This window comes from Solicola gregarius, from assembly GCF_025790165.1.
In the GTDB taxonomy this organism is placed as follows: Bacteria; Actinomycetota; Actinomycetes; order Propionibacteriales; family Nocardioidaceae; genus Solicola; species Solicola gregarius.
In genome coordinates, this window is sequence record NZ_CP094970.1 from 2,022,910 (window position 1) to 2,042,566 (window position 19,657).

The 19,657-nt window shown below is 68.8% G+C and carries 18 protein-coding genes; 7 read left to right on the plus strand and 11 right to left on the minus strand.

What is annotated here, in order from left to right; all coding sequences use genetic code 11:
- The first annotated feature begins 43 nt into the window (after positions 1-43).
- Positions 44-922, plus strand: a complete 879-nt coding sequence (locus L0C25_RS10045; RefSeq protein ID WP_271636353.1) for a sigma-70 family RNA polymerase sigma factor — start codon at positions 44-46, stop codon at positions 920-922.
- 24 nt (positions 923-946) lie between these two features.
- Here the strand turns inward: L0C25_RS10045 and L0C25_RS10050 are convergent, their stop codons facing one another.
- The 3 genes from L0C25_RS10050 to L0C25_RS10060 form a co-directional block, all read right to left on the minus strand.
- Positions 947-3,418 carry an ABC transporter permease gene (locus L0C25_RS10050; RefSeq protein ID WP_271636354.1) on the minus strand — a complete coding sequence of 824 codons (2,472 nt, stop codon included), beginning with the start codon at positions 3,416-3,418 and terminating at the stop codon, positions 947-949.
- Between the two features lie 2 nt (positions 3,419-3,420).
- The gene (locus tag L0C25_RS10055; protein ID WP_271636355.1) at positions 3,421-4,173 is read right to left on the minus strand and encodes an ABC transporter ATP-binding protein; all 753 of its coding nucleotides are present in this window, start codon (positions 4,171-4,173) and stop codon (positions 3,421-3,423) included.
- A gap of 80 nt (positions 4,174-4,253) precedes the next feature.
- The gene (locus L0C25_RS10060) at positions 4,254-4,850 is read right to left on the minus strand and encodes a dihydrofolate reductase family protein (protein ID WP_271636356.1); all 597 of its coding nucleotides are present in this window, start codon (positions 4,848-4,850) and stop codon (positions 4,254-4,256) included.
- Positions 4,851-5,042: 192 nt separating this feature from the next.
- On the opposite strand from L0C25_RS10060, the gene manA reads away from it, so the two are divergent.
- From manA to L0C25_RS10075, 3 genes are all read left to right on the plus strand, one after another.
- Positions 5,043-6,215 (plus strand): mannose-6-phosphate isomerase, class I, encoded by a 1,173-nt coding sequence (gene manA / locus L0C25_RS10065; protein WP_271636357.1) that lies wholly within the window; start codon positions 5,043-5,045, stop codon positions 6,213-6,215.
- 80 nt (positions 6,216-6,295) lie between these two features.
- Positions 6,296-7,777, plus strand: coding sequence for an ArnT family glycosyltransferase (locus L0C25_RS10070; protein ID WP_271636358.1), 1,482 nt, complete (start codon positions 6,296-6,298; stop codon positions 7,775-7,777).
- Between the two features lie 346 nt (positions 7,778-8,123).
- A complete protein-coding gene (locus L0C25_RS10075; RefSeq protein ID WP_271636359.1) occupies positions 8,124-8,378 on the plus strand; it encodes a hypothetical protein in 255 nt (84 codons plus the stop codon).
- Here L0C25_RS10075 and L0C25_RS10080 read toward each other — a convergent pair.
- The 4 genes from L0C25_RS10080 to L0C25_RS10095 all read right to left on the minus strand — a co-directional run bounded on the left by L0C25_RS10080 (position 8,329) and on the right by L0C25_RS10095 (position 11,784).
- Positions 8,329-9,162, minus strand: a complete 834-nt coding sequence (locus L0C25_RS10080; protein ID WP_271636360.1) for a sigma-70 family RNA polymerase sigma factor — start codon at positions 9,160-9,162, stop codon at positions 8,329-8,331. The genes L0C25_RS10075 and L0C25_RS10080 overlap by 50 nt on opposite strands.
- Before the next feature lie 135 nt (positions 9,163-9,297).
- Complete coding sequence (locus L0C25_RS10085; RefSeq protein ID WP_271636361.1) at positions 9,298-9,813, minus strand: type III effector; 516 nt, start codon at positions 9,811-9,813, stop codon at positions 9,298-9,300.
- 191 nt (positions 9,814-10,004) lie between these two features.
- Positions 10,005-10,808, minus strand: coding sequence for an alpha/beta hydrolase (locus L0C25_RS10090; RefSeq protein ID WP_271636362.1), 804 nt, complete (start codon positions 10,806-10,808; stop codon positions 10,005-10,007).
- Complete coding sequence (locus L0C25_RS10095; RefSeq protein ID WP_271636363.1) at positions 10,801-11,784, minus strand: threonine ammonia-lyase; 984 nt, start codon at positions 11,782-11,784, stop codon at positions 10,801-10,803. The genes L0C25_RS10090 and L0C25_RS10095 overlap by 8 nt, the downstream gene beginning before the upstream one ends.
- Before the next feature lie 82 nt (positions 11,785-11,866).
- Here L0C25_RS10095 and L0C25_RS10100 point away from each other — a divergent pair, with 82 nt between their 5' ends.
- Entirely contained in the window at positions 11,867-12,763 is an 897-nt protein-coding gene (locus L0C25_RS10100) for a LysR family transcriptional regulator (protein ID WP_271636364.1), read from the plus strand.
- Positions 12,764-12,830: 67 nt separating this feature from the next.
- Complete coding sequence (locus L0C25_RS10105) at positions 12,831-13,913, plus strand: S-(hydroxymethyl)mycothiol dehydrogenase (protein ID WP_271636365.1); 1,083 nt, start codon at positions 12,831-12,833, stop codon at positions 13,911-13,913.
- 13 nt (positions 13,914-13,926) lie between these two features.
- Here the strand turns inward: L0C25_RS10105 and L0C25_RS10110 are convergent, their stop codons facing one another.
- Positions 13,927-15,369, minus strand: coding sequence for an MFS transporter (locus tag L0C25_RS10110; protein WP_271636366.1), 1,443 nt, complete (start codon positions 15,367-15,369; stop codon positions 13,927-13,929).
- A 78-nt stretch (positions 15,370-15,447) separates the two neighbouring features.
- Here L0C25_RS10110 and L0C25_RS10115 point away from each other — a divergent pair, with 78 nt between their 5' ends.
- Positions 15,448-15,885 (plus strand): winged helix-turn-helix transcriptional regulator, encoded by a 438-nt coding sequence (locus tag L0C25_RS10115; RefSeq protein WP_271636367.1) that lies wholly within the window; start codon positions 15,448-15,450, stop codon positions 15,883-15,885.
- 36 nt (positions 15,886-15,921) lie between these two features.
- On the opposite strand, the gene L0C25_RS10120 is transcribed toward L0C25_RS10115, so the two are convergent.
- The 3 genes from L0C25_RS10120 to L0C25_RS10130 form a co-directional block, all read right to left on the minus strand.
- A complete protein-coding gene (locus L0C25_RS10120; protein ID WP_271636368.1) occupies positions 15,922-17,064 on the minus strand; it encodes an RNA polymerase sigma factor in 1,143 nt (380 codons plus the stop codon).
- Between the two features lie 12 nt (positions 17,065-17,076).
- Positions 17,077-17,484 (minus strand): YciI family protein, encoded by a 408-nt coding sequence (locus L0C25_RS10125; RefSeq protein WP_271636369.1) that lies wholly within the window; start codon positions 17,482-17,484, stop codon positions 17,077-17,079.
- Positions 17,485-17,598: 114 nt separating this feature from the next.
- A complete protein-coding gene (locus tag L0C25_RS10130; RefSeq protein ID WP_271636370.1) occupies positions 17,599-19,629 on the minus strand; it encodes an immune inhibitor A domain-containing protein in 2,031 nt (676 codons plus the stop codon).
- Between the last annotated feature and the right edge of the window lie 28 nt (positions 19,630-19,657).

Below are 19,657 nucleotides of genomic sequence, written 5' to 3' on the forward strand. Positions count from 1 at the left end.
GACGAGGCGCCGGTCACAGCACCGGGTCAGGACAGGGAGATGGATGGGCGCGATCACCGACGACGCTCGCCGCGCCGCACGCTTCGAGGAGCACCGCGGTCGGCTGCGCGCGATCGCCTACCGCATCCTCGGCTCTCCCGACGATGCGGACGACGCGGTCCAGGAAGCCTGGATCCGCTACGACCGCACCGACACCGATGACGTCGCGAATCTCGGCAGCTGGCTGACCACTGTCGTGTCCCGGGTGTGCCTGAACCTGCTCGAGGCACGCCGGTCGCGGCCGCAGCCGAGCCTGCGAGCGGATCCCCCCGAGACGATCGCCCGGACGCCGGAGTCCGATCCCGAACACGAGGCGCTGCTCGCCGATTCCATCGGGCACGCCCTCCAGGTCGTGCTCGACACGTTGACTCCGGCCGAGCGGGTCGCCTTCGTACTGCACGACATCTTCACCGTGCCGTTCGACGACGTGGCGCCGATCGTCGACCGTAATGCGGCCACGACGCGCAAGCTCGCGAGCCGCGCACGGGTCCGGGTGAGCGAGCGTGGCGCAGCACTCCAGGTGGATCGAGTACGCCAGGCCATGGTCGTCGACGCCTTCCTCACCGCAGCTCGCAACGCCGACTTCGAGGCGCTCCTCGCTGTACTCGATCCCGATGCAGAGCTACACGCCGACGACCGGGTGATCACCCTCGGCGCGAAGAGCTTCACTCGAGGTGCGGCGAAGGTCGCGGAGTTCGGCCGGTACGCGAAGGGTGCGACGCCTGTGCTCATCGACGATGTACCAGCAATGGCCTGGTACGTCGGTGGTCGAGCGCGGGTCGTCTACACCTTCACCGTGGTGGCGGACCGGATCACGGCGATCGAGCTCATCGGTGACCCGGACCGAATCGCGAAACTCGACCCGGTGGCGATCGGACACTGACCCGGACCCACCCGGCGGGCCGGGTCACTCGCCCACCCCCAAGGCGGCCTTCGGGTCGTCGCGCAGTGCGAACCGTGTCGGCAGCCCGATCGAGCACCACCCGAGTGCCACCGCGATCGCGACGATCGTCAGGTAGATCGCGGATGGGGTGCTCGGCACGACGGAGCCGGTGAGGGCGACGCTGAACCCGATCAGCGGCGGCAGCGCGGCGAGGGTACCGGCGACGACTGCCGCAACGATGATGATCACCGTCTCGCGTCGCATCATCGCGCGCACCTGGTTCGGTCGCGCCCCGACGAGTCGGAGCAGCGCGAACTCGCGTACGCGAGCGGCCGTGGCCAGGACGAGCAGGTTCACGACCGCGATCCCGATGAACGCGAGCAGGGCGAGGTTCAACACCAACCCGAGCGTCTCGTCCCCCGACTGACCGTCGATCTGCGCGGTGGCGAACGCGTCGCGTTCGGTGATAGCGACGTCGTCGTACGGCTCGAGCGCCGCGGCCAGTTCGTCGTGGTCCGCGCCCGAGACCAACACGTAGTCGTTCAGTCCGCTGGTCGTGGCCGAACGTACGACATCGTCGGGCAGCGTAACGTCGCCGAAGCCGAGGCCGCGGTCGTAGATCGCCACGACTCGCGCGTCGTACGGCGTGCCGTCACCGAGGTGCATCTCCACGTGGGACCCGATCGATGCACCGAACGCGTCTGCCGCGTACCGGCTCAGGGCGACCGTCCCGTCGGCCAGCCGGCTCAGGTCTCCACTGCGTACGTCGAGGTCCTGGTTCGCGTCGAGGCGCGTCGGTGAAACTCCCTGAGCCGGGAACGGCTCGGTGACGGGATCACCCAGCTCGTCGTACGTGACCAGCACCTGAGTCTGGGCGACCGGCGTCACGGACGCGCCTCGGACCTCCCGTGCGGCGTCGACCACCTCCGGTGCGATGCCGTCGGGGGCCACCAGGACGTTGTCGGCGATGAGCCCGTCGTCGAGCTGCCCATCGGCCGCGTTCGCCGTGGTCGTCATGCCGAAGAGCTGTACGGCTGCGAGCGCAATGCCCATGACCAACGGGGTGGTGGCCGTGCCGAGTCGACGTGCGTGCGCACGCGCATTCGCGTCCGCGAGCCAACCGGCCGTCGAGCGACGGAATCCTAGCCGCGCCAACCCCCGCACCGTCGCGGTAAGTAGCAAGGGTCCGACGAGGGCGACGCCGATGACGAGCAGCAGAACGGAACCCGCGGCACCCCCGAGCGCGGTCGGCCCGCCGACGGCCAGAGGTACGACCAAGCCCAAGGTTGCTCCGGCGGCGATCGCAAGCCAACCGATGACCAGGCGAATGCGCCCGAGCCGAGCGGGTTCGGCCGCGGCGGTACGCAGCGCTTCGACCGGGCTGATCCGGTTCGCGCGGCGTGCGGCGATGATGCCTGCCAGCCAGGCGGCGACGACACAGCTCGCCACGGCGGCCACGACCGGAAGCGGTCCCATCACGAAGTCGAAGTCGGCCGGTACGAGGCCGAGGTCGACCAGTACGTGGCGAAGCCAGCGGCTCAGACCGATGCCCGGCAGCGTCCCGAGGGCCGCGGCCACGGCAGCGACCAGTACGGCTTCGGCGCCGATCAGCCGGTAGACCTGTCGGGGCGTTGCGGCAATCGCGCGCAGCAGCGCGAACTCGCGGCGTCGTTGCTGGACGGAGAGCCCGAGTGTGCTCGCCACGACGATGAGCACGATCAGCATCAGGGTGCCGCCGAAGGCGGTGCCGATCTGCACCAAGTACGACCGGGCGCCACCGAGGTCGACGACTTCGGCCTCCGCGCGGTCATCTCCCGTCGATACGTGCACCTGCGGGACTGCTCCCTCGATGCGGGACGCGAGGTCTCCCGGGTCGGTGCCCGGTTCCGGCAGGACGGCGGCGGCGTCGACGGCGTCGGGGTGGCCGGACAACGCCCGCACACCGGCGTCGGTGACGAACGCTTCGCCGCCGGAACCGGTGAGGCCGACGACGTGATACTCGGTGGTGACACCGCCGATCTCGATCTCGACCGTCTCACCCACCTGTGCGCCGAGACCCTCGGCGAGTACGACGTCTCGGTCGCCGTGTGGTGGTCGCCCGTCGGTGAGCTCCGCCCCGTCCAAGGGCGCGGACGACCAACCGTGCACGTCCGCTCCGGTAGTCCCGTCCGGGGTACGCAGCCCTCCGCGTACGGTCACGTCGCCGATCGCCGTACGCACGCCGTCCACACTCGCGATGTCGGCGAGCTTCGACTCGGGAAGTCGGGAGTGTTCTGCAAACTGCAGATCGATGTCCTCGACGACGGGCAGTGCCTGTGGAGAGGTGACGACGATCGGCGCCGACGCGTACCGCTCGGGCTCCATCCCTCCACGTACGCCCGACTCCACGAGCAGCCCGCACGCGGTGATCAGTGCGGAGCCGCACAGCACGGCGACGAATGCGGCGACGAATCCCGTGCGATGCGCGCGGATGGTCTGCCATGCGAGCCACGGCATGCTCACCACTCCCCGAGGTGGGACATGCGCTCGGCGATGCGCTCAGCACTCTGCCGTGGGAGCTGGTCGACGATGCGGCCGTCCGCGAGGAACAGCACGGTGTCGGCGTACGAAGCGGCGACCGGATCGTGGGTGACCATCAGCGCGGTCTGCTGCAGTCGATCGACCGCACGCCGCAGCACGCCGAGGACCGTTCGTGCCGTCCGAGTATCGAGCGCTCCGGTCGGCTCGTCCAGGAACATCGCATCGGGTCGGGTGACGAGGGCGCGCGCCAAGGCGACCCGCTGCTGCTGCCCGCCCGACAGCGCGGCCGGCCGCCGGTCGAGCGGTACGTCGAGCTCGACGGAGCGCACGACGTCACCGATGAGCCGCCGGTCGTACGAGCGGTCCGCCAGGCGAAGTGGGAGCGCGATGTTCTGCTCGACCGTGAGCGCGTCGAGCAGGTTGTACGCCTGGAACACGAAGCCCACCCGCTCGCGGCGGATTTTCGTGAGTGCGGACTCCTTCAGTCCGGCAAGGTCGGCATCACCGAGGAGGACCCGACCCGACGTCGGACGGTCCAGACCGGACGCGCAATGCAGCAGTGTGCTCTTGCCGGATCCCGACGGTCCCATCACCGCCGTGAAGCTGCCGACCGGCAGCTCGACCGATACTCCGTCCAACGCATGAACGGCGGCGCTTCCCCGCCCGTACGTCTTGCGAACCTCATCGAGCCGTACGGCAGAAGAGGTGGCTGTCTTGGTGGCAGTGTGCATGTTTCGACGCTATGCATCGAAGCGCCGTCACACACCGGGCCCAGCCACCGAATCGGGGTGTAGCCAGCCATACCGTCGCGCTACGCGGGTGCGTAGCTCGCATACGTGATGCCGCTGCGGAACGACTTCGCGTCGACCAGGCGCAGCCGCGGTAGCTCGAACCCTTCAGGGAACAGCCTGCGGCCGCCGCCCTGCACGACCGGGTACGTGAACAGCCGGTACTCGTCGACGAGGCCCGCCGCGATCAGTGTGTGGCACAGCGTGATGCTGCCGGTGGTGACGATGTCCCTGCCCGGTTCGCTCTTGAGCGCACGTACCTGCTCGATCGGGTCACCGGACAGCACGGTCGAGCTCTGCCACTGCGGGTCGTCGATCGTGGACGACACGACGTACTTCTGTACCTGGTTGAGGTAGTCCGTGATGCCCGTCTGGTCCTCGCTCTGCTCCGGCCAGTAGGAGCGCAGGTCCTCGAACGTTCGGCGCCGGCGAGGAATCCGTCTGCCCGTCCGTCCTGGCTGTGCAGCTCCTCCATCAGGTCGGAGTTGTCCACGTCGCCCTGCCCTTGCGGGTCGAACCACTCCCCGAGCATCTCGATGGAGCCGTCCAGGGTGATGTTCTGGGTGATCGCGAGCGTACGCATGGCTTCTCCCGTCGTCGTCCGAATAGGCAGGCGGCATCGCCCCCGGTGGGCAGACGGAACGGGACGCCGATGATCATCGGGCGATCACGGCCAGATGCCTGCGGCGAAGCTTGGCACGTCGGTTAAGATCGCTACGTGGGGGTAACAGTGGCGTGTGCCGCGCCTGACGGCACCATTGAATCGACAAAGCAGCGAGTAGCTCGGGCGTCGCGAGGCGGCGGGAACTCGTATGTACCTGCTTGAGAATCCGACCAAGTCGTACGCGTGGGGCAGCCGAACCTTGATTGCCGAGCTGCTCGGCACGGCAGCGTCCGAGCAGCCGCAGGCGGAGCTGTGGATCGGTGCCCATCCGACGTCTCCGTCGGAGCTCGTCGACTCGCGGCATGATCTGCACAGCCTGGTCGAATCGGATCCGGCGGGCGTTCTCGGCCCGCACGTACGCGCCGCGTTCGGTGACCGCCTGCCGTACCTGCTGAAGGTGCTCGCGGTCGACCGACCGCTGTCGCTGCAGGTGCATCCCGACCAGCACCAGGCGACGGTCGGCTTCGACGCCGACCGCCGCGCGCCGGCTACCGACCGAGTGTTCAAGGACCCGAACCACAAGGCCGAGCTCGCGTACGCCGTGACACCCTTCGAGGCGTTGTGTGGATTCCGCCCGGTCGCTGCGGCCCGGGAGACGTTCGCCTGGCTCGCGCGGCGGATGCCCGGGATGCGGGAGTTCGGCCAGCTGGCACATCTGCTCGACGGCCCCGATGATCGCGTCGCGCTGCGGGCGGCATGCCGCCACATCGCCGGCCTGTCCACCGACGACGTCGCCGCGATGATCGACTGCCTACCGAGCGCCGCAACGAACTCCCCCGACCCGTCGTTGCACACCGCCGCCGACTTCGCGCAGTCGTACCCCAGTGATGCTGCCGTGCTGCTCGCGATCCTGATGAGGCATGTCTCGCTCGCGCCCGGCGAGGCGCTCGGCGTCGAGCCCGGAACACCGCACACATACCTGCGCGGCGGCATCGTCGAGCTGACGACGTGCTCGGACAACACGATCCGGGCGGGACTCACCGACAAGCCGACCGACGTCGAGCAGTTCCTCGAGGTACTGACGTACCGCCCGCTCGCTTCGGCGACGCTGGCGTCGCGCCGGGTCGGCGTCGCGGAGCGCAGCTACACGACCGGGCACCCGGAGTTCGAGCTCTCGGTGCTTCGGCTCGATCCCGGCCTCACTGTGCGTTGGGAGCCGAAGCCCCGGGCCGTGCTCGTGCTCGACGGCAAGATCTCCGTCACCGACAGCACCGGGACGAGCGAGCTCGGTCGGGGTGAGTCGGTCTTCGTGCCCGCCGACACCGGCCCGGTCGTAGTAGCGGGTGACGGCCTCGCCGTGCAGGCGATGACCGGGGTGTGACCGTGCACGTCGGGGGACTACGACCAGCAAAGCGCCCGATCGGGGCGATCACGACACGACGGCCGGGCTGGCGATCGGCCGTGCCCGGAGTACTGCTCGCGGCGATCCTCGCGGTTCTCGTACGCGTGCCGTTCGTCGGTCGACCCGCGTTCCCGGACGAGTCCGGCCTACTCCTCGTCGCGCGGCAGTGGCACAACGGTGGACCGTCTCTGTACGGCGACCTGTGGATCGACCGGCCGCCGCTGCTCGTCGCGTACTGGTGGGTCGCCGACCTGCTCGGTGGTGTGGGTGCCGCCCGGCTGATGGGCTGTGCCGCCATCGCGGTCGCCGTGATAGCCGCGGGCTGGGCAGGCTGGGTCATCGGTGAGCGCCGGGGCGCGTACTGGGCCGCGGGCTCGACCGCCGCGCTGCTCGGCTCGCCCCTGATGGCGACGAACGCGATCAACGGCGAACTGCTCGCCGCACCGTTCGTGCTGCTCAGCTGTGCGCTGACGCTGACCGCCGTACGACGAACGTGGTCGGTCCGGTTCGAGGTCATGCTCGCCGTCTTCGCCGGCGTGGTCGGCTCGTGCGCGTTGCTGATCAAGCAGAACTTCGCGGATGCCCTGATCTTCGCGGTGGTGCTCCTCGTCGTCTCGGGCGTACGCAGCGACCTGACCTGGCGGCGGGCCCGGCGCATCCTCGGGTGGGGAGTCACCGGCGCCGCGATCCCGCTGCTGCTCACCGTGCTCTGGGCCGAGGCGGCCGGGCATGGCTTCGGCGATTTGTGGCACGCGCTGTACGGGTTCCGCTCCGATGCCGTACACACGATCGCGACGCAGAGCTTCTCCGCGCCGGCGGAGCGACTGGTGCGCCTGGTCGGAGTCGGCATCATCAGCGGGATCGTGCTGCTCAGCCTGCGATATCTGTCGACGATCCGGCGCGCGATTCGTGGCGACGCGTCGTTGGCGGTCGCGACCGCGGCGATGCTGACGTTCGGGTACGTCGCGGTGTTGGCCGGCGGCAGCTTCTGGCTGCACTACCTGATCGGTCTCGTGCCCGCAGTGGCCCTTGCGGCCGCGCAGCTCGGCGCGTTCTCTCCCCGTCACCTGCTCAGCCGCGCGGCGATCGGCGTGGTGATCGCAGCGGCGGCCATCACCCCGGTGGCAGGAGTCGCGAGCGGGGCGATGGCCGACGACCCGACCGAGACGGCGGTGACGTCGTATCTTCAAGACGCTCGGCTGGACGACGACAAGGTGATCATCGCGTACGGTCACGCGAACGTCCTCGAGGCGGCGGGACTCGAGCCCGGCTATCCCTACCTGTGGAGCCTTCCTCTCCGGGTGCTCGATCCGGACCTCGACCTGATGACGTCGACCCTCTCCGGCCCGAACGCCCCGACGTGGTTCGTCGGCTGGGAGCCGCTCAACTCGTGGGGCATCGACGAACACGGCCGACTGGAGTCTGCGCTCGACGAGAACTACCGCGAGGTCGCCAAGATCTGCGATGTGGAGATCTATCTGCGCGACGGCGCCGACCGTGACACCCCGCCCGAGCCGACGGTCGACTGTCCCAAGCCGTAGAGCGCCTGCTCGAGGTCCGGCGTCGCGGGAGGTTCTGCCTGCGTAAGCCAGAAGCGGGGTCCACGCCGCCGGACCCTCCGAGTCACGTCACCGGCCGGTACGGCATGTCTCGCCGGAACCGGCGAGCGGAAACACCACTGCACTCCGGCAGCAGAACCGAGACGGACGCGACGAGTGGTGGGTGGATTCACCGATCGCAGGCGGGACGTGCTGCCGGCCGAACGCGAGGTCATTGTCCTCCCGTGCGTGCGAGAGCGTCAAGGCTTGCACAGGATCGCCGCGGCCGTCTGAATCGGCGCGAGTGGGTACCCGATCGGTGAGGTACGACCGGAGAAGGGAGGTCCGGATGGCCGGCCACACCGTGCACCTGGGCAGTCATGAGCTGCACTGGCAGGGGCACCAGGAACGGCACAACGTCAGCGACGTGATGATCACCTGCGTGGTGATCGGACTGGCGTTCACCGCGTTCTCGATCGTGATGATGCGTACGGGTACGTACGACTCGATGCCCTGGCACACCCTCGCGGTAGCGATCGGAATCCCGTCCGCACTCATGGCATCGTTCGTGTGCCTGCGTCGCGGCTGGGAGGACACGCACTAGCGTCCGGGTCGAGCTGACGACGCAGGCCGGCGAGCGCCCGGCCGATCAGCCGGGAGACCTGCACCTGGCTCATCCCGAGCTCGCCGGCGATGCGGTCCTGTGTCCAGTCGCGGAAGTAGCGCATCCCGAGCAGTTCACGCTGCCGTCGCGGCAGCGCGCGTACGTAGGGGGCGAGGAGCACCAACACTTCAGTCTCCAGGTAGCCCCGGTCGTACTCTGCGATCTCCGCTCCCGGGATGGACTCGGCCGCCCCCACGAGCCGGTCGAGGGAGGCGGGTGCGAAGCATCCGGTCGCGAGCGCCTCCTCGATGACCGACGAGTCGACCTGCAGGCGATCGGCGACCTCTGCGGTGCTCGGCCGGTGATCGAGCTGCCGACCGAGTGACTCGTGGGTCAGCGAGATCCGTTTCTGGAGCTCCTGGATCCGTCGCGGCGGCCGGACGAACCAGCAGTGGTCGCGGAAGTGCCGCTTGAGCTCTCCGGAGATCGTTGGCACCGCGTACGTGAGGAAGTCGGTGTGACGGTGTTCGTCGAACCCGTTGACCGCCTTGACGAGTCCGACGTACGCGACCTGCTCGAGGTCGCCGGCCGGCTCACCGCGATCACGGAACCGACGCGCGATCGACCGGGCGATGCTCATGTTGACCGTCGTGACGCGCTCTCGGATGCGGCACCGCTCGTCGTCGTCGGTCGTGACCGCGAGCGTGGCGAACAGCTCCGCGGTCAACTGCCGACGTCCTGCGCGCGGGGCCGTGTGATGCGTCGTCGAGAGATCGGCGGTCACGGCTCACACCTGCCCTCCTGCGTCGCGAGGGTCGTGGCACTTCAACGTAAACACGGGTGTCGCAGTACTTCAAGAGTCGTCAGTGGCGGCCGTCCACCGGTACGGGGGCGGCCGCCACTTCACGGAGACGATCGATCAGAACAGATCGGCCACATCGGCCGGGATGAGATCCTCGGCCGGCATCAGGAACGACACCTGGTCGAGCTCGCTGCTCGAGAGGTCGGCCGGGGTGGCACCGGAGCGGATCTGGTCGAGTACGTAGCCGGGCGCACCGACGTACGTGCTGCTCACGACGCGAGCCGCGCCCTTGCCCATGTGGTTGGCGCCGCGCTCGAAGTGCCGCCATGCCCTGCGCTGGTCACGGGTGAGCTCGCCGCCGGTCGCCGACACGATGATCGACGGTGCACCGATCCAGGCGCCTGCGACGACGTGCGCAGCTCCACCGGTGATGTTGCCTCCGCCGCGTACGAACTTCTTCCACGCCGCGCGGGTCTCCGGCGACATGCGCTGGCCGTCCTGCGACTGGGTCTGGGCCGTATCCGAGGTGGTCGCCGATACCGGAGCGCCCGCGAGCGCGATGGCCATGCCCGCCGCGGCCGCGGCAACCGCGCCCCTCGTCAGATATTTACGGATATGTGTTTGATTACGCATACATACCTCTTCGCCTTGTTGACTACCATTATTGAGTCGTTCGGGCGCGCACTCGAGTTGGATTTCCCGAACGTAACAACGAGCGCGGTGCCCCCGAGTCGGCATCGCCCGCGCCGTCCATGGGTTAGAACGAAGGGGATGTCATTCGGTTACGCTCCGTGGTCGATCGGCCACCGGCGGCGTGGTTCGGCCTAGCCCAGATGCGCTCGTACGAAGGCGACGGCGTCGTCGAGAACGTCGTTCTGGTTCGTCTCGTTGAAGATCTCGTGCCGCGCGCCGTCGTAGACGTGCTCGCTGAACTCGCCGCCGCGGATCGTCTCGATCCCTTCGCGAGACGGCCCGATCGGGACCAGTTCGTCGGCTCCACCGTGCAGCCACAGCGTCGGCAAGGTGCCCAGATCTCCACCCTCGTTGATGGTTCGTAGCATCGAGGTAATCGCTCGGAGCGTCTCGCGTTTGAACGGGCCGTGCCAGACGAGCGGATCGGCTGCGTACGCGACGCCGACGGCGGCGTCCCTCGACAGCGTCGATACGTCGAGCGGGTCGTCCGGGATCTCGGGCAGATCGGCGAGCGCAGTCGGATGCCAGGACCCGATGACCGGGCCGGACAGCACGAGTGCGGTCAGCTCGTCGCGATGTCGCTGTGCGTAGCGGGTCGCGATCAGCCCGCCGAGTGAGTGCCCGACCATCACGACGGGCAGCCCGGCGTACGTCTCGCGCGCCCGCGTCACGACGGAATGCAGATCGTCGACCACGGTCTCGAAGTCCGTGATCAGCACGCGTTCGCCGTCGGACCTCCCATGGCCCTCGTGGTCGGGTCCCACCACGACCGCACCGTCGGCCCGCAGCCGTTCGGCGACATGCGGATAGCGGCCGAGGTGCTCCCCGTAACCGTGCACGAGAACCGCGATCCAGGTCGGGTCGTCGTTGCTCCATTCGTGCACGACGATCGTGCCGCGCGATCCATCGGTGCTGAGGTGCCGGACTTCATCCATGTACCGAGGATGCCATCACGGGTTCGACGACGGCCGCCCCGATCTCGGCCGCGCTCGCATTGGCTCCGGTGCACACGAGCGCAACCCGCTGGTCGCGGAACGAGTCGGGGTACGCGAGGACCGCCGCCAGTGCTGCCGCACCCGCACCTTCCGCAAGGGTGTGCGCCTCGTGCAGCATGATCCGTTGTGCGTCGCGGATCTGGTCGTCGTCGACGAGCACGAACTCGGCGAGCCGCTCACGGAAGATGTGTTGTGGGAGCTCGAATCCGGACCCCGTCGCGAGACCCTCAGCGCGGGTCCGGTTCGGCGGCTCGACGATCTCGCCTGCACGCCACGACTCGTACGCGGCCGGGGACGCGGATGACTGGACGGCGACCACCCGACACGACGGTGCCAGCGACTCGGCGACCAGGCACGCCGCGGCCGCACCGCTGCCGCTGCCGACGGGGACGACGATCGCGTCGAGATCGGGTGCATCCTCGATCAGCTCGAGGTACAGGGTCGCGACACCGGCGATGATCGGGCGTTCGTTCGCGGCGCTGACCAGCCGCATGCCGCGCTCTTGCGCGATGCTCTCGGCGTACGAACGGCAGTCGTCGAACGTCTGCCCCGCCTCGACCAGCTCCGCACCGAGGTCGCGAACCGCCTGCGCCTTCGTCGGATTCGGATTGTCGGGCATCACGATCGTGCAGGGAACGTCGAACGTCCGAGCGGCGTAGGCCAGCGACTGCGCGTGGTTCCCGGTGGAGTAGCCGACGACACCCCGGCGACGCTCGACAGACGGCATCGTGCCGATCAGGTTGAGTCCGCCGCGTACCTTGAAGGCGCTGGTGGGGTTCGTGTTCTCGTGCTTCACGAGAACGCTCGTGCCCGCGGCGCGGTCGAGTCCCGGAAAGCTCCTCGCGGGCGTCGGACCCAGGTGGGGGCGCAGGTGGCGCCGCGCCTCGAGGACGTCGGCGATGGTCGGTGTCTGCATGTCGTCAACGGTCGCATCGGGCGACCGATAGGTCCAATGCCTGTTCTTGCTCGGTCCATCGACGAGGTCTATAAGTGAGGGTGTGCTCGACGTGAACCGCCTGCGGGTCCTGGTCGCGGTCGCGCGGGAGGGCTCCGTGACCGCCGCGGCCGAGGCGCTGCACTACGCGCAGCCGTCGGTCAGCCATCACCTGGCCCGACTCGAGGCCGAGGTCGGCGTACCGCTGGTCCAGCGCGTCGGCCGCGGCGTCCGGCTGACGGAGGCGGGCCGGCTGCTCGTCGAGCGGGCCGAGGAGATCCTGGGTCGGCTCGATGCCGCGCACGCCGAGCTGGACGCGTACGCGGGCCTGCGCGCCGGTGGCGTACGCCTGGCGGCGTTCCCGTCCGCCCTGGCGACGCTGGTGCCGGCAGCGGTCGCGCGCTTCGCGGCCGACCACCCCGACGTACGCGTCGAGCTGATCGAGGCGGAACCACCCGAATCCGTGCACGGCCTGCGCGCGGGCGATATCGATCTGGCGCTGGTCTTCGAGCACGACGGAGACGACGCGGACCTGCGGGGAACCTCGGCGGTCACGGTGCTCGAGGAGCCGATGTACGCGGTGACCGCTGCCGATGACGATCGGCCCGGCGACCGCGGTGACCTCGCCACCTACGCAGACGATCGCTGGATCGCCGGCTGCGAGCGATGCCGCCGCCACCTTCTCGCACGCAGCGCGCTGGCCGGGTTCGAGCCGGCGATCGGGTTCGAGACCGACGACTACGTCGCGGTGCAGGCGCTCGTCGCCGCCGGCATCGGCGTCAGTACGCTGCCCGGCCTCGCACTGCTCGGCCACCGGCATCCGGGCGTACGTGTCGACCGCCTGCGCGATGACCGGCGGTCGGTGCATGCCGTGACGTTCGGGGCACCGCCACCGCCGCTCGCCGTGCAACGGTTCCTGGAGGTACTCCGCGATGGTCTCGAAACACCCGCTTGGCCTTGACCCTGTGGCACGGCCTGGGCCGGTCGGCTAGCGTCGGGCATCCGGCACCGAACAGTGAGGACAACCGATGGCTCAGGTCGTACGCGGAGTGGTGGCCCGAAGCAAGGGCGCGCCCGTCTCTCTCGAGAACGTCACCATCCCTGATCCGGGCCCGGGAGAGGCCGTCGTCGACATCGCGTCGTGCGGGGTTTGCCATACGGACCTGCACTATCGCGAGGGCGGCATCAACGACGAGTTCCCGTTCCTGCTCGGGCACGAGGCCGCGGGCGTCGTGGAGTCGGTCGGCGACGGCGTTACCGAGGTCGCACCGGGCGACTTCGTGATCCTGAACTGGCGGGCCGTGTGCGGGCGGTGCCGCGCATGTCGGCGCGGTCGTCCCTGGTACTGCTTCGACACCCACAACGCGAGCCAGAAGATGACGCTCGACGACGGCACCGAGCTCACGCCGGCGCTTGGGATCGGCGCGTTCGCCGACAAGACCCTGGTGGCCGCCGGGCAGTGTACGAAGGTCGAAGCCACCGATCCGGAGGCGATCGGCCTGCTCGGGTGCGGCGTGATGGCCGGCCTCGGTGCCGCGCTCAACACCGGCAACGTCGGCCGCGGCGACTCGGTGGCGGTGATCGGCTGCGGTGGTGTCGGGATCGCCGCGGTCGCCGGCGCGCGGCTCGCCGGCGCCGCGAAGATCATCGCGATCGACCTCGACGAGAAGAAGGTCCGGTGGGCGCAACAGCAGGGAGCGACGCACCTGATCGAGGCCGCCGACACCGACGTCGTCGAGGCGGTACGGGCGCTGACCGACGGATTCGGGGCCGATGTCGTGATCGACGCCGTCGGAACGCCGGCGACGTGGAAGCAGGCGTTCTACGCACGCGACCTTGCGGGCACGGTCGTCCTCGTCGGCGTACCCACGCCCGACATGACTCTCGAGGTGCCCCTGATCGACGTCTTCGCGCGCGGTGGTGCCCTCAAATCGAGCTGGTACGGCGACTGCCTGCCGAGCCGCGACTTCCCGATGCTGGTCGACCTCTACCAGCAAGGACGCCTCGACCTCGATGCATTCGTCAGCGAGACGATCGGGATCGACGACGTCGAAGCGGCGTTCGAGCGGATGCGGCGCGGCGAGGTTCTGCGGTCCGTCGTCGCCTTGTAGACGGCCCGGTCGCCTACGCGTTGCATGGAACCTCATCCGCCGGCACGGCGCAGTCGGTTGGGCCCTGCGCACCGCGTGTCCGCGATACGGCGACGAGTCCGACGACCACGGCGAGAACGGCGAACGACGTCGGAACGAGCAACGCCCGCCGATAGTCCGCGGACGTCGCGAGGCTGCCGCCATGGTCCACCAGGACGACGGTGACGATCGCGAGCCCGAGCGCGGCACCGAGTTGGAACGCCGTGTAGACGACACCTCCGGCCACACCGTGTTCGGCCTCGTCGAGCCCTTCGGTCGCGGCGGCGGTGAGCGGCCCGTACACGAGTGCGAACGCGACCGCGATCAGCAGCAGTGAGGGCAGCAGGTCCGGGTACGTCCAGTCCGGCTCCAGCCGCAGCGCCAACGCGGCCGCGCCGGCGGCACTGAAGAGGCCGGCGGTCATCACCCGAGCGTTGCCGAACCGCTCCACGAGGCCCGGCGTGAAGATCGGCGCGAGGACCAGGTCGATGCCCATGACGGCGAATGTCATGCCGGTCTCCAATGGCGTCCACCCACGAAGGTCCTGCAGATACAGGGTGATCGTGAACTGGAACCCGAAGAACGCCGCGATGAACAGCAGGCCCGCAAGGCTCGCGAACGGCAGGGTGCCGCGCCGGAGCAGCGAGAGGCGTACCAGCGGCGCTGACGAGCGTGCCTCGATGACCACGAACGCGATGATCGACAGTGCGGCAAGCGCGAGCGCCGTCGTACCGGCTCGTACGTCCTGGCTCTCGCCGAAGGTCACCAGTGCGTAGAGAAGTGCGACCATGCCCGTCGTTGCCGTCACGGCACCGCCGATGTCGAATCCGCCTCCCCTACTGGCGCGCGTATCGCCACGGATCAGCACGTACCCCGCGATCAGGATCAGCGCACTGAGGGCCATCGGTGCGAAGAACACCCAGCGCCAGCTCACGGTGGTCAGGAGCCCGCCGGCGACCGTGCCGAGGACGAATCCCCCGGCCCCGATCGCGCCGTAGATGGTGAGCGCACGATTGCGCAGCGGCCCTTCGGGAAAGCTGGACGTGACGATGCTGAACCCTGCCGGCGTCATGAAGCCGGCCGCGACGCCGGTGACGAACCTCGCTGCGACCAGCATCCAGGCCTCGCCGGCGAGGCCGCCGAGTCCGGAGAACGCGACGAAGGCCAGCAGGGCGAGAAGGAAGACGCGTCGCCGGCCGAACAGATCCGCCGACCGCCCGCCGAGGAGCATGAAGCCGGCGTACCCCAATACGTACGCGCTGATCACCCAATGGGCGGAGCCGGTCGCGAGCCCGATGTCCGCGGCGATGTCGGGTACGGCGACGTTGAGCATCGCGATGTCGATGCCTTCGAGAAACAGCGCACCGCAGACGACGAGCAGGACACCCCATGCGCGTACGTTCCTGGTCGGCTGCGTGGTTGCGGAATCGGTGCTCACGGACGAACCCCCGGGCAGTTATGGATCGAAACTCGGTTACTTCTTGTAACCCATTCGATTGTGGGGCACGATGACCTGATGGCGGAAGAAGGCACTTTGGAGTCACCCGGTTCCTCCCGGGTGACCGACGACGCCTGTCGAGACGATCGAGACCCGTTCCAATGGGACAGCCGCGAGGACTGCGACGTACGACAGATCCTCGACCGGATCGCCGACAAGTGGTCCCTGCTCGTGATCTCGCTGCTCGAGGAGCGAACCATGCGCTTCAACGAGCTGCGCCGCGAGATCGACGGCATCAGTCAACGGATGCTGAGCGTCACGCTCCGCCACCTCGAGCGCGACGGGCTCGTCCAGCGCACCATCTACCCCGAGGTCCCGCCCCGCGTGGAGTACCGGCTGACGCCGCTCGCCTGCACGCTGTTGGGTACGATCCAGTCGCTCGTGCACTGGACCGAGGAGCATCAGGAAGAGATCGCGCGGGCCCGAGCGGAGTTCGACCGCTCCGCCGGAGCGTGATCCCTCGAACCCATGGCGCCGGCACGGGGCTCGACGTCACGAATGGCGCGAGTTGAGCCGGGCGGCCTGCTTGGTCAGGTGGTTGAGCTCGGGATGACTCGTCGCCTGCTGAGCCGCGGCGGCGTAGAGTCGCGCGGCCGTCTCGAGGTCTCCGTCCTGCTCGTGCAGGTACGCCGCGACGGCATCGTGTCGCGGCACCTCCTGGTCCACCTGCGCAAGGGCACGTAATCCGGCACGTGGACCGTCGGCCTCGCCGATCGCGACGGCGCGGTTCAGCCGGGCGATCGGGCTGTCGGTGAGCCGGACGAGCTCGTCGTACCACTCGACGATCTGAACCCAGTCGGTCTCCTCGACCGTACGCGCGTCCGCATGCAGCGCCGCGATCGCGGCCTGGACCTGGAACTCGCCGAGCCGGTCGCGGGCCAGAGCCGTCTGCAGGATGTCGACGCCCTCGGCGATCTGCGACGTGTCCCATCGAGTGCGGTCCTGGTCCGCGAGCGGCACCAGACTCCCGTCGACGTCGGTACGGGCTGCCTGGCGGGCGTGGTGCAGGAGCATCAGCGCCAGTACCCCTGCGACCTCCTCGTGATCGATCGCGGCGGCGAGCTGGCGGGTGAGGCGGATCGCCTCGCCCGAGAGGTCGACGTCGCCGGAGTAGCCCTCGTTGAAGACCAGGTACAGCACCCGCAGCACCGTGCCGACGTCGCCGGGTTCGTCGAGGCGTACGCCGCTGACGGTGCGCTTGGCCCGGCTGATGCGCTGGGCCATGGTCGCCTCCGGCACGAGGTACGCCCGGGCGATCTGGCGGGTGCTGAGCCCGCCGACGGCCCGCAGCGTCAACGCGACCGCCGACGTCGGGGTGAGGGTCGGGTGCGCACAGAGGAAGTAGAGCCAGAGTGTGTCGTCGCTCGAGCTCACCGGTTCGGGCGCCGGTTGCTCCTCGACGACCACCTCCCGTCGGCGACGCGAGACGTCCGCGCGCCGGGCGTCGAGATACCGGCGCCATGCGACGGTCACCAGCCACCCCTGCGCATCCTGTGGAGGATCGTCCGGCCATACGCGCAACGCCTCGACCAGCGCGTCCTGGAAGGCATCCTCGGCCGCCGCGAAGTCGGCTCCGCGGCGGACGAGGATGGCGATGACGGCCGGAGTCAGTCTCCGAAGGAGCGCGGCGTCCATCAATAGACCCGGCTACTCCGAGGCGGTGGGCATCTCGGCCAGGACCGGGCGGAGCTCGAGCCACTCGCGCAGGGGCTCTCCGTCCTCGCCCGGAGCGGCGGACAGCTCGCCGGCGAGCTCCAGCGCCCGTTCGTAGCTGTCGACGTCGATCACCATGAAGCCCGCGATCAGGTCCTTGGTCTCGGCGAACGGGCCGTCGGTCACGGGCGGGCTACCCTCGCCGTCGTACCGGACGAACGTGCCCTGTGGCGACAGCGCCTGTTCGGACACGTACTCACCCGACGCCTCCAGCCGGGCCGCGAAGTCGCGCATGTACTGGATGTGGGCGGATACCTCCTCCGGCTTCCACTCGTCGATCATCCTGTCGAACAGCGGTGTGGGGCCGCCGCGGTAGTGCTTGAGCAGCAGGTACTTGGCCATGATGAATCTCCTCAGTCCGTTGCGGCCATTCTGGCCGCGTTCAGATCGAGGACGGAGCCGCACACCGATTCTCGACATCGGGCGACGAACCATTTCGACACCCGTGCGCGTGGGTCAGCGGCGTACGTTGACGGTGACCGTCTTCGACTTGTTCGGATTCGACTCGCTGCGTACGCGCACCTTGACCTTCGCCTTCTTGGCCGCGTCGTCGCCCGGGGTCACGTAGATGACCGCGGAGCCGCCGCGTCCGGCGCGTACGGCCAGCACGTCCTTCGGCTGCCAGGACGACCAGCCGCCGCCCTTCACCCGAGTCGAGATCCGGTAGACGTCGGACGAGAACCTTCCACCGGCCGACTCACCCGAGTTGAACACCGGAACCTTGATCTTGAGCGATCCGCCGACGACCCACTGCTCCTTCGGAGTTCCGAGCTTCACGCCACGCCGGATCGACGGATCATCGTGCAGGGCGCGCACCGCGACCTGGTACGACAGCACGCCGTCGGCATCCCGCTTGCGGTCGAGTACGTAGAACGCGAGGTCATTGGCCTTGTCGACGTACTCGTACTTCGAGCCGGAATCGGTGCCGGCATGGAACAACCCGTCCGACAGCTGTCGGTAGTCGCCGAGCGAGACCATCGCGTCCGTGCCGTCGGGGCGCGTGAAGTCGACCAGGTCGATGTCCTGCGGGTTCGCGTCCTTCACCCAGATGAACGGGGCGCGGTCCTGGTCCTTGGTCTTCGCGAGCAGCACGCCGGAATCGGGCGTGAACGAGTCACTGCCCATCCGATCGACGACCTCGACGGTGTAGTTGTCGTAGCCGCCGCCGTCGCAGAGGTACGCCTTGTCGCCCGTGTTGCCCTCGGCTGCGCAGTCGGAGAGGTCGCCGCCGGTGAGGCGAAGGTTGACTCCGGAGATGAGGCCCTCGCCCTGCACCTCGCGGGCGGTGACGTTCGTCGTCAGCACGCCCTTGGAGATGAGGCGCTGCCGCGACAGGTTGACGACCGACTTCTCGTCGACGATGCCGAGCTCCAGCTTGTTGCGCAGCATGTGCTGAGCGCCCATCTGCGCACCGATGGTCGACGGGATGTACCAGCGACTGTGCGGACCCCCGGGCCCGTTGAACGTGCCGCGGCTGAGCATGTCCCAGATGCCGGAGTACGAGCGGCGCAGCGGGTCTCCGTACGGGTTGTTGTAGTTGTCGCCGATGCCGAGGTTGTGGCTGAACTCGTGCGCGTACACGGCGCGGCCGCTGCTCTCCGCCTCGATCGAGGTGTTGCCCGAGGCGTTCGGCCACATCGAGGCGGCGGCACGCCAGGACGTCCACGGCACGTACCTGGTCTTCGACCAGTTCTCCAACGTCGGGTCGGCCTCCTTGAGGTCGGCCGGCGGGCCGAACTCGTCGGTGACGTCATCCTGGGTCTGGAACTTCATCTCGCCGAACTCCTGCCACGTCGCCGACTCGTCCTCACCGGCGCCGATGTAGAAGACGTTGTCGAACTTGTCGGCGATGCCCTTCCCGGCGTCGGCCTCCCATTTGGCCAGGGAGTCATCGCGGAAGCTGCGATCGCAGTTGCCCGTCTTCGGGCAGTCGTTGCCGAAGCCCTCGAGGTGGTACTCGAACTCGCGACCGGGCAGTCGGTACGGGCCGAACGCGGTCAGCTTGATGCCGAACTTGCCGGCGGAGTCCTCCATCCAGTACTCGTTGATGGTGTGCCCCTCGTTCAGGCCGTTGGGCTCGTTGAGGAGCTTTCGGTAGAACTCCGGTACGTCCGCGCGGGGGATGTCGTGTGCCTCGTCGGTCGGCATGCCGAACGGCGTCGAGTTCGGGGGTTGGGTGACGGCGAAGTCCTGGTCGGCGTAGTCGACCAGCACGATGGCGGCGTTGAACTGCTTCTTCGTCGGCTCCAGCGACGGGTCGGACCAGTCCGTACCGGGCACCGGTTTGAAGTCGTCCCACGTCATATCGTCCGGATTCACCCAGTTCTGCGGGTCGATCGGCGTACCGACGGGGTCCTGCGCGGCGACTGCCGCGGCCGAGGAGGTCGGTGTCGTGCGGGCGGGGGTGTCGGCGTACGTGGCGGCCGAGACCAGTGCCGCGGCCGTGACAACGGCGGACAGTGCCGCGCCGGTGCGAAGCATGCTCATGACGGTTCCCTTCGCGGGGTGTGCGGGG

Excerpts from the sequence above, each read along its gene's own strand:
- manA (WP_271636357.1), top strand. The coding sequence starts at position 5,043 with ATGTACCTGCTTGAGAATCCGACCAAGTCGTACGCGTGGGGCAGCCGA.
- L0C25_RS10050 (WP_271636354.1), bottom strand. The coding sequence starts at position 3,418 with ATGCCGTGGCTCGCATGGCAGACCATCCGCGCGCATCGCACGGGATTC.
- L0C25_RS10060 (WP_271636356.1), bottom strand. The coding sequence starts at position 4,850 with ATGCCGCCTGCCTATTCGGACGACGACGGGAGAAGCCATGCGTACGCT.
- L0C25_RS10075 (WP_271636359.1), top strand. The coding sequence starts at position 8,124 with ATGGCCGGCCACACCGTGCACCTGGGCAGTCATGAGCTGCACTGGCAG.
- L0C25_RS10090 (WP_271636362.1), bottom strand. The coding sequence starts at position 10,808 with ATGGATGAAGTCCGGCACCTCAGCACCGATGGATCGCGCGGCACGATC.
- L0C25_RS10105 (WP_271636365.1), top strand. The coding sequence starts at position 12,831 with ATGGCTCAGGTCGTACGCGGAGTGGTGGCCCGAAGCAAGGGCGCGCCC.
- L0C25_RS10045 (WP_271636353.1), top strand. The coding sequence starts at position 44 with ATGGGCGCGATCACCGACGACGCTCGCCGCGCCGCACGCTTCGAGGAG.
- L0C25_RS10095 (WP_271636363.1), bottom strand. The coding sequence starts at position 11,784 with ATGCAGACACCGACCATCGCCGACGTCCTCGAGGCGCGGCGCCACCTG.
- L0C25_RS10120 (WP_271636368.1), bottom strand. The coding sequence starts at position 17,064 with ATGGACGCCGCGCTCCTTCGGAGACTGACTCCGGCCGTCATCGCCATC.
- L0C25_RS10085 (WP_271636361.1), bottom strand. The coding sequence starts at position 9,813 with ATGCGTAATCAAACACATATCCGTAAATATCTGACGAGGGGCGCGGTT.
- L0C25_RS10055 (WP_271636355.1), bottom strand. The coding sequence starts at position 4,173 with ATGCACACTGCCACCAAGACAGCCACCTCTTCTGCCGTACGGCTCGAT.
- L0C25_RS10130 (WP_271636370.1), bottom strand. The coding sequence starts at position 19,629 with ATGAGCATGCTTCGCACCGGCGCGGCACTGTCCGCCGTTGTCACGGCC.
- L0C25_RS10125 (WP_271636369.1), bottom strand. The coding sequence starts at position 17,484 with ATGGCCAAGTACCTGCTGCTCAAGCACTACCGCGGCGGCCCCACACCG.
- L0C25_RS10115 (WP_271636367.1), top strand. The coding sequence starts at position 15,448 with ATGGCGGAAGAAGGCACTTTGGAGTCACCCGGTTCCTCCCGGGTGACC.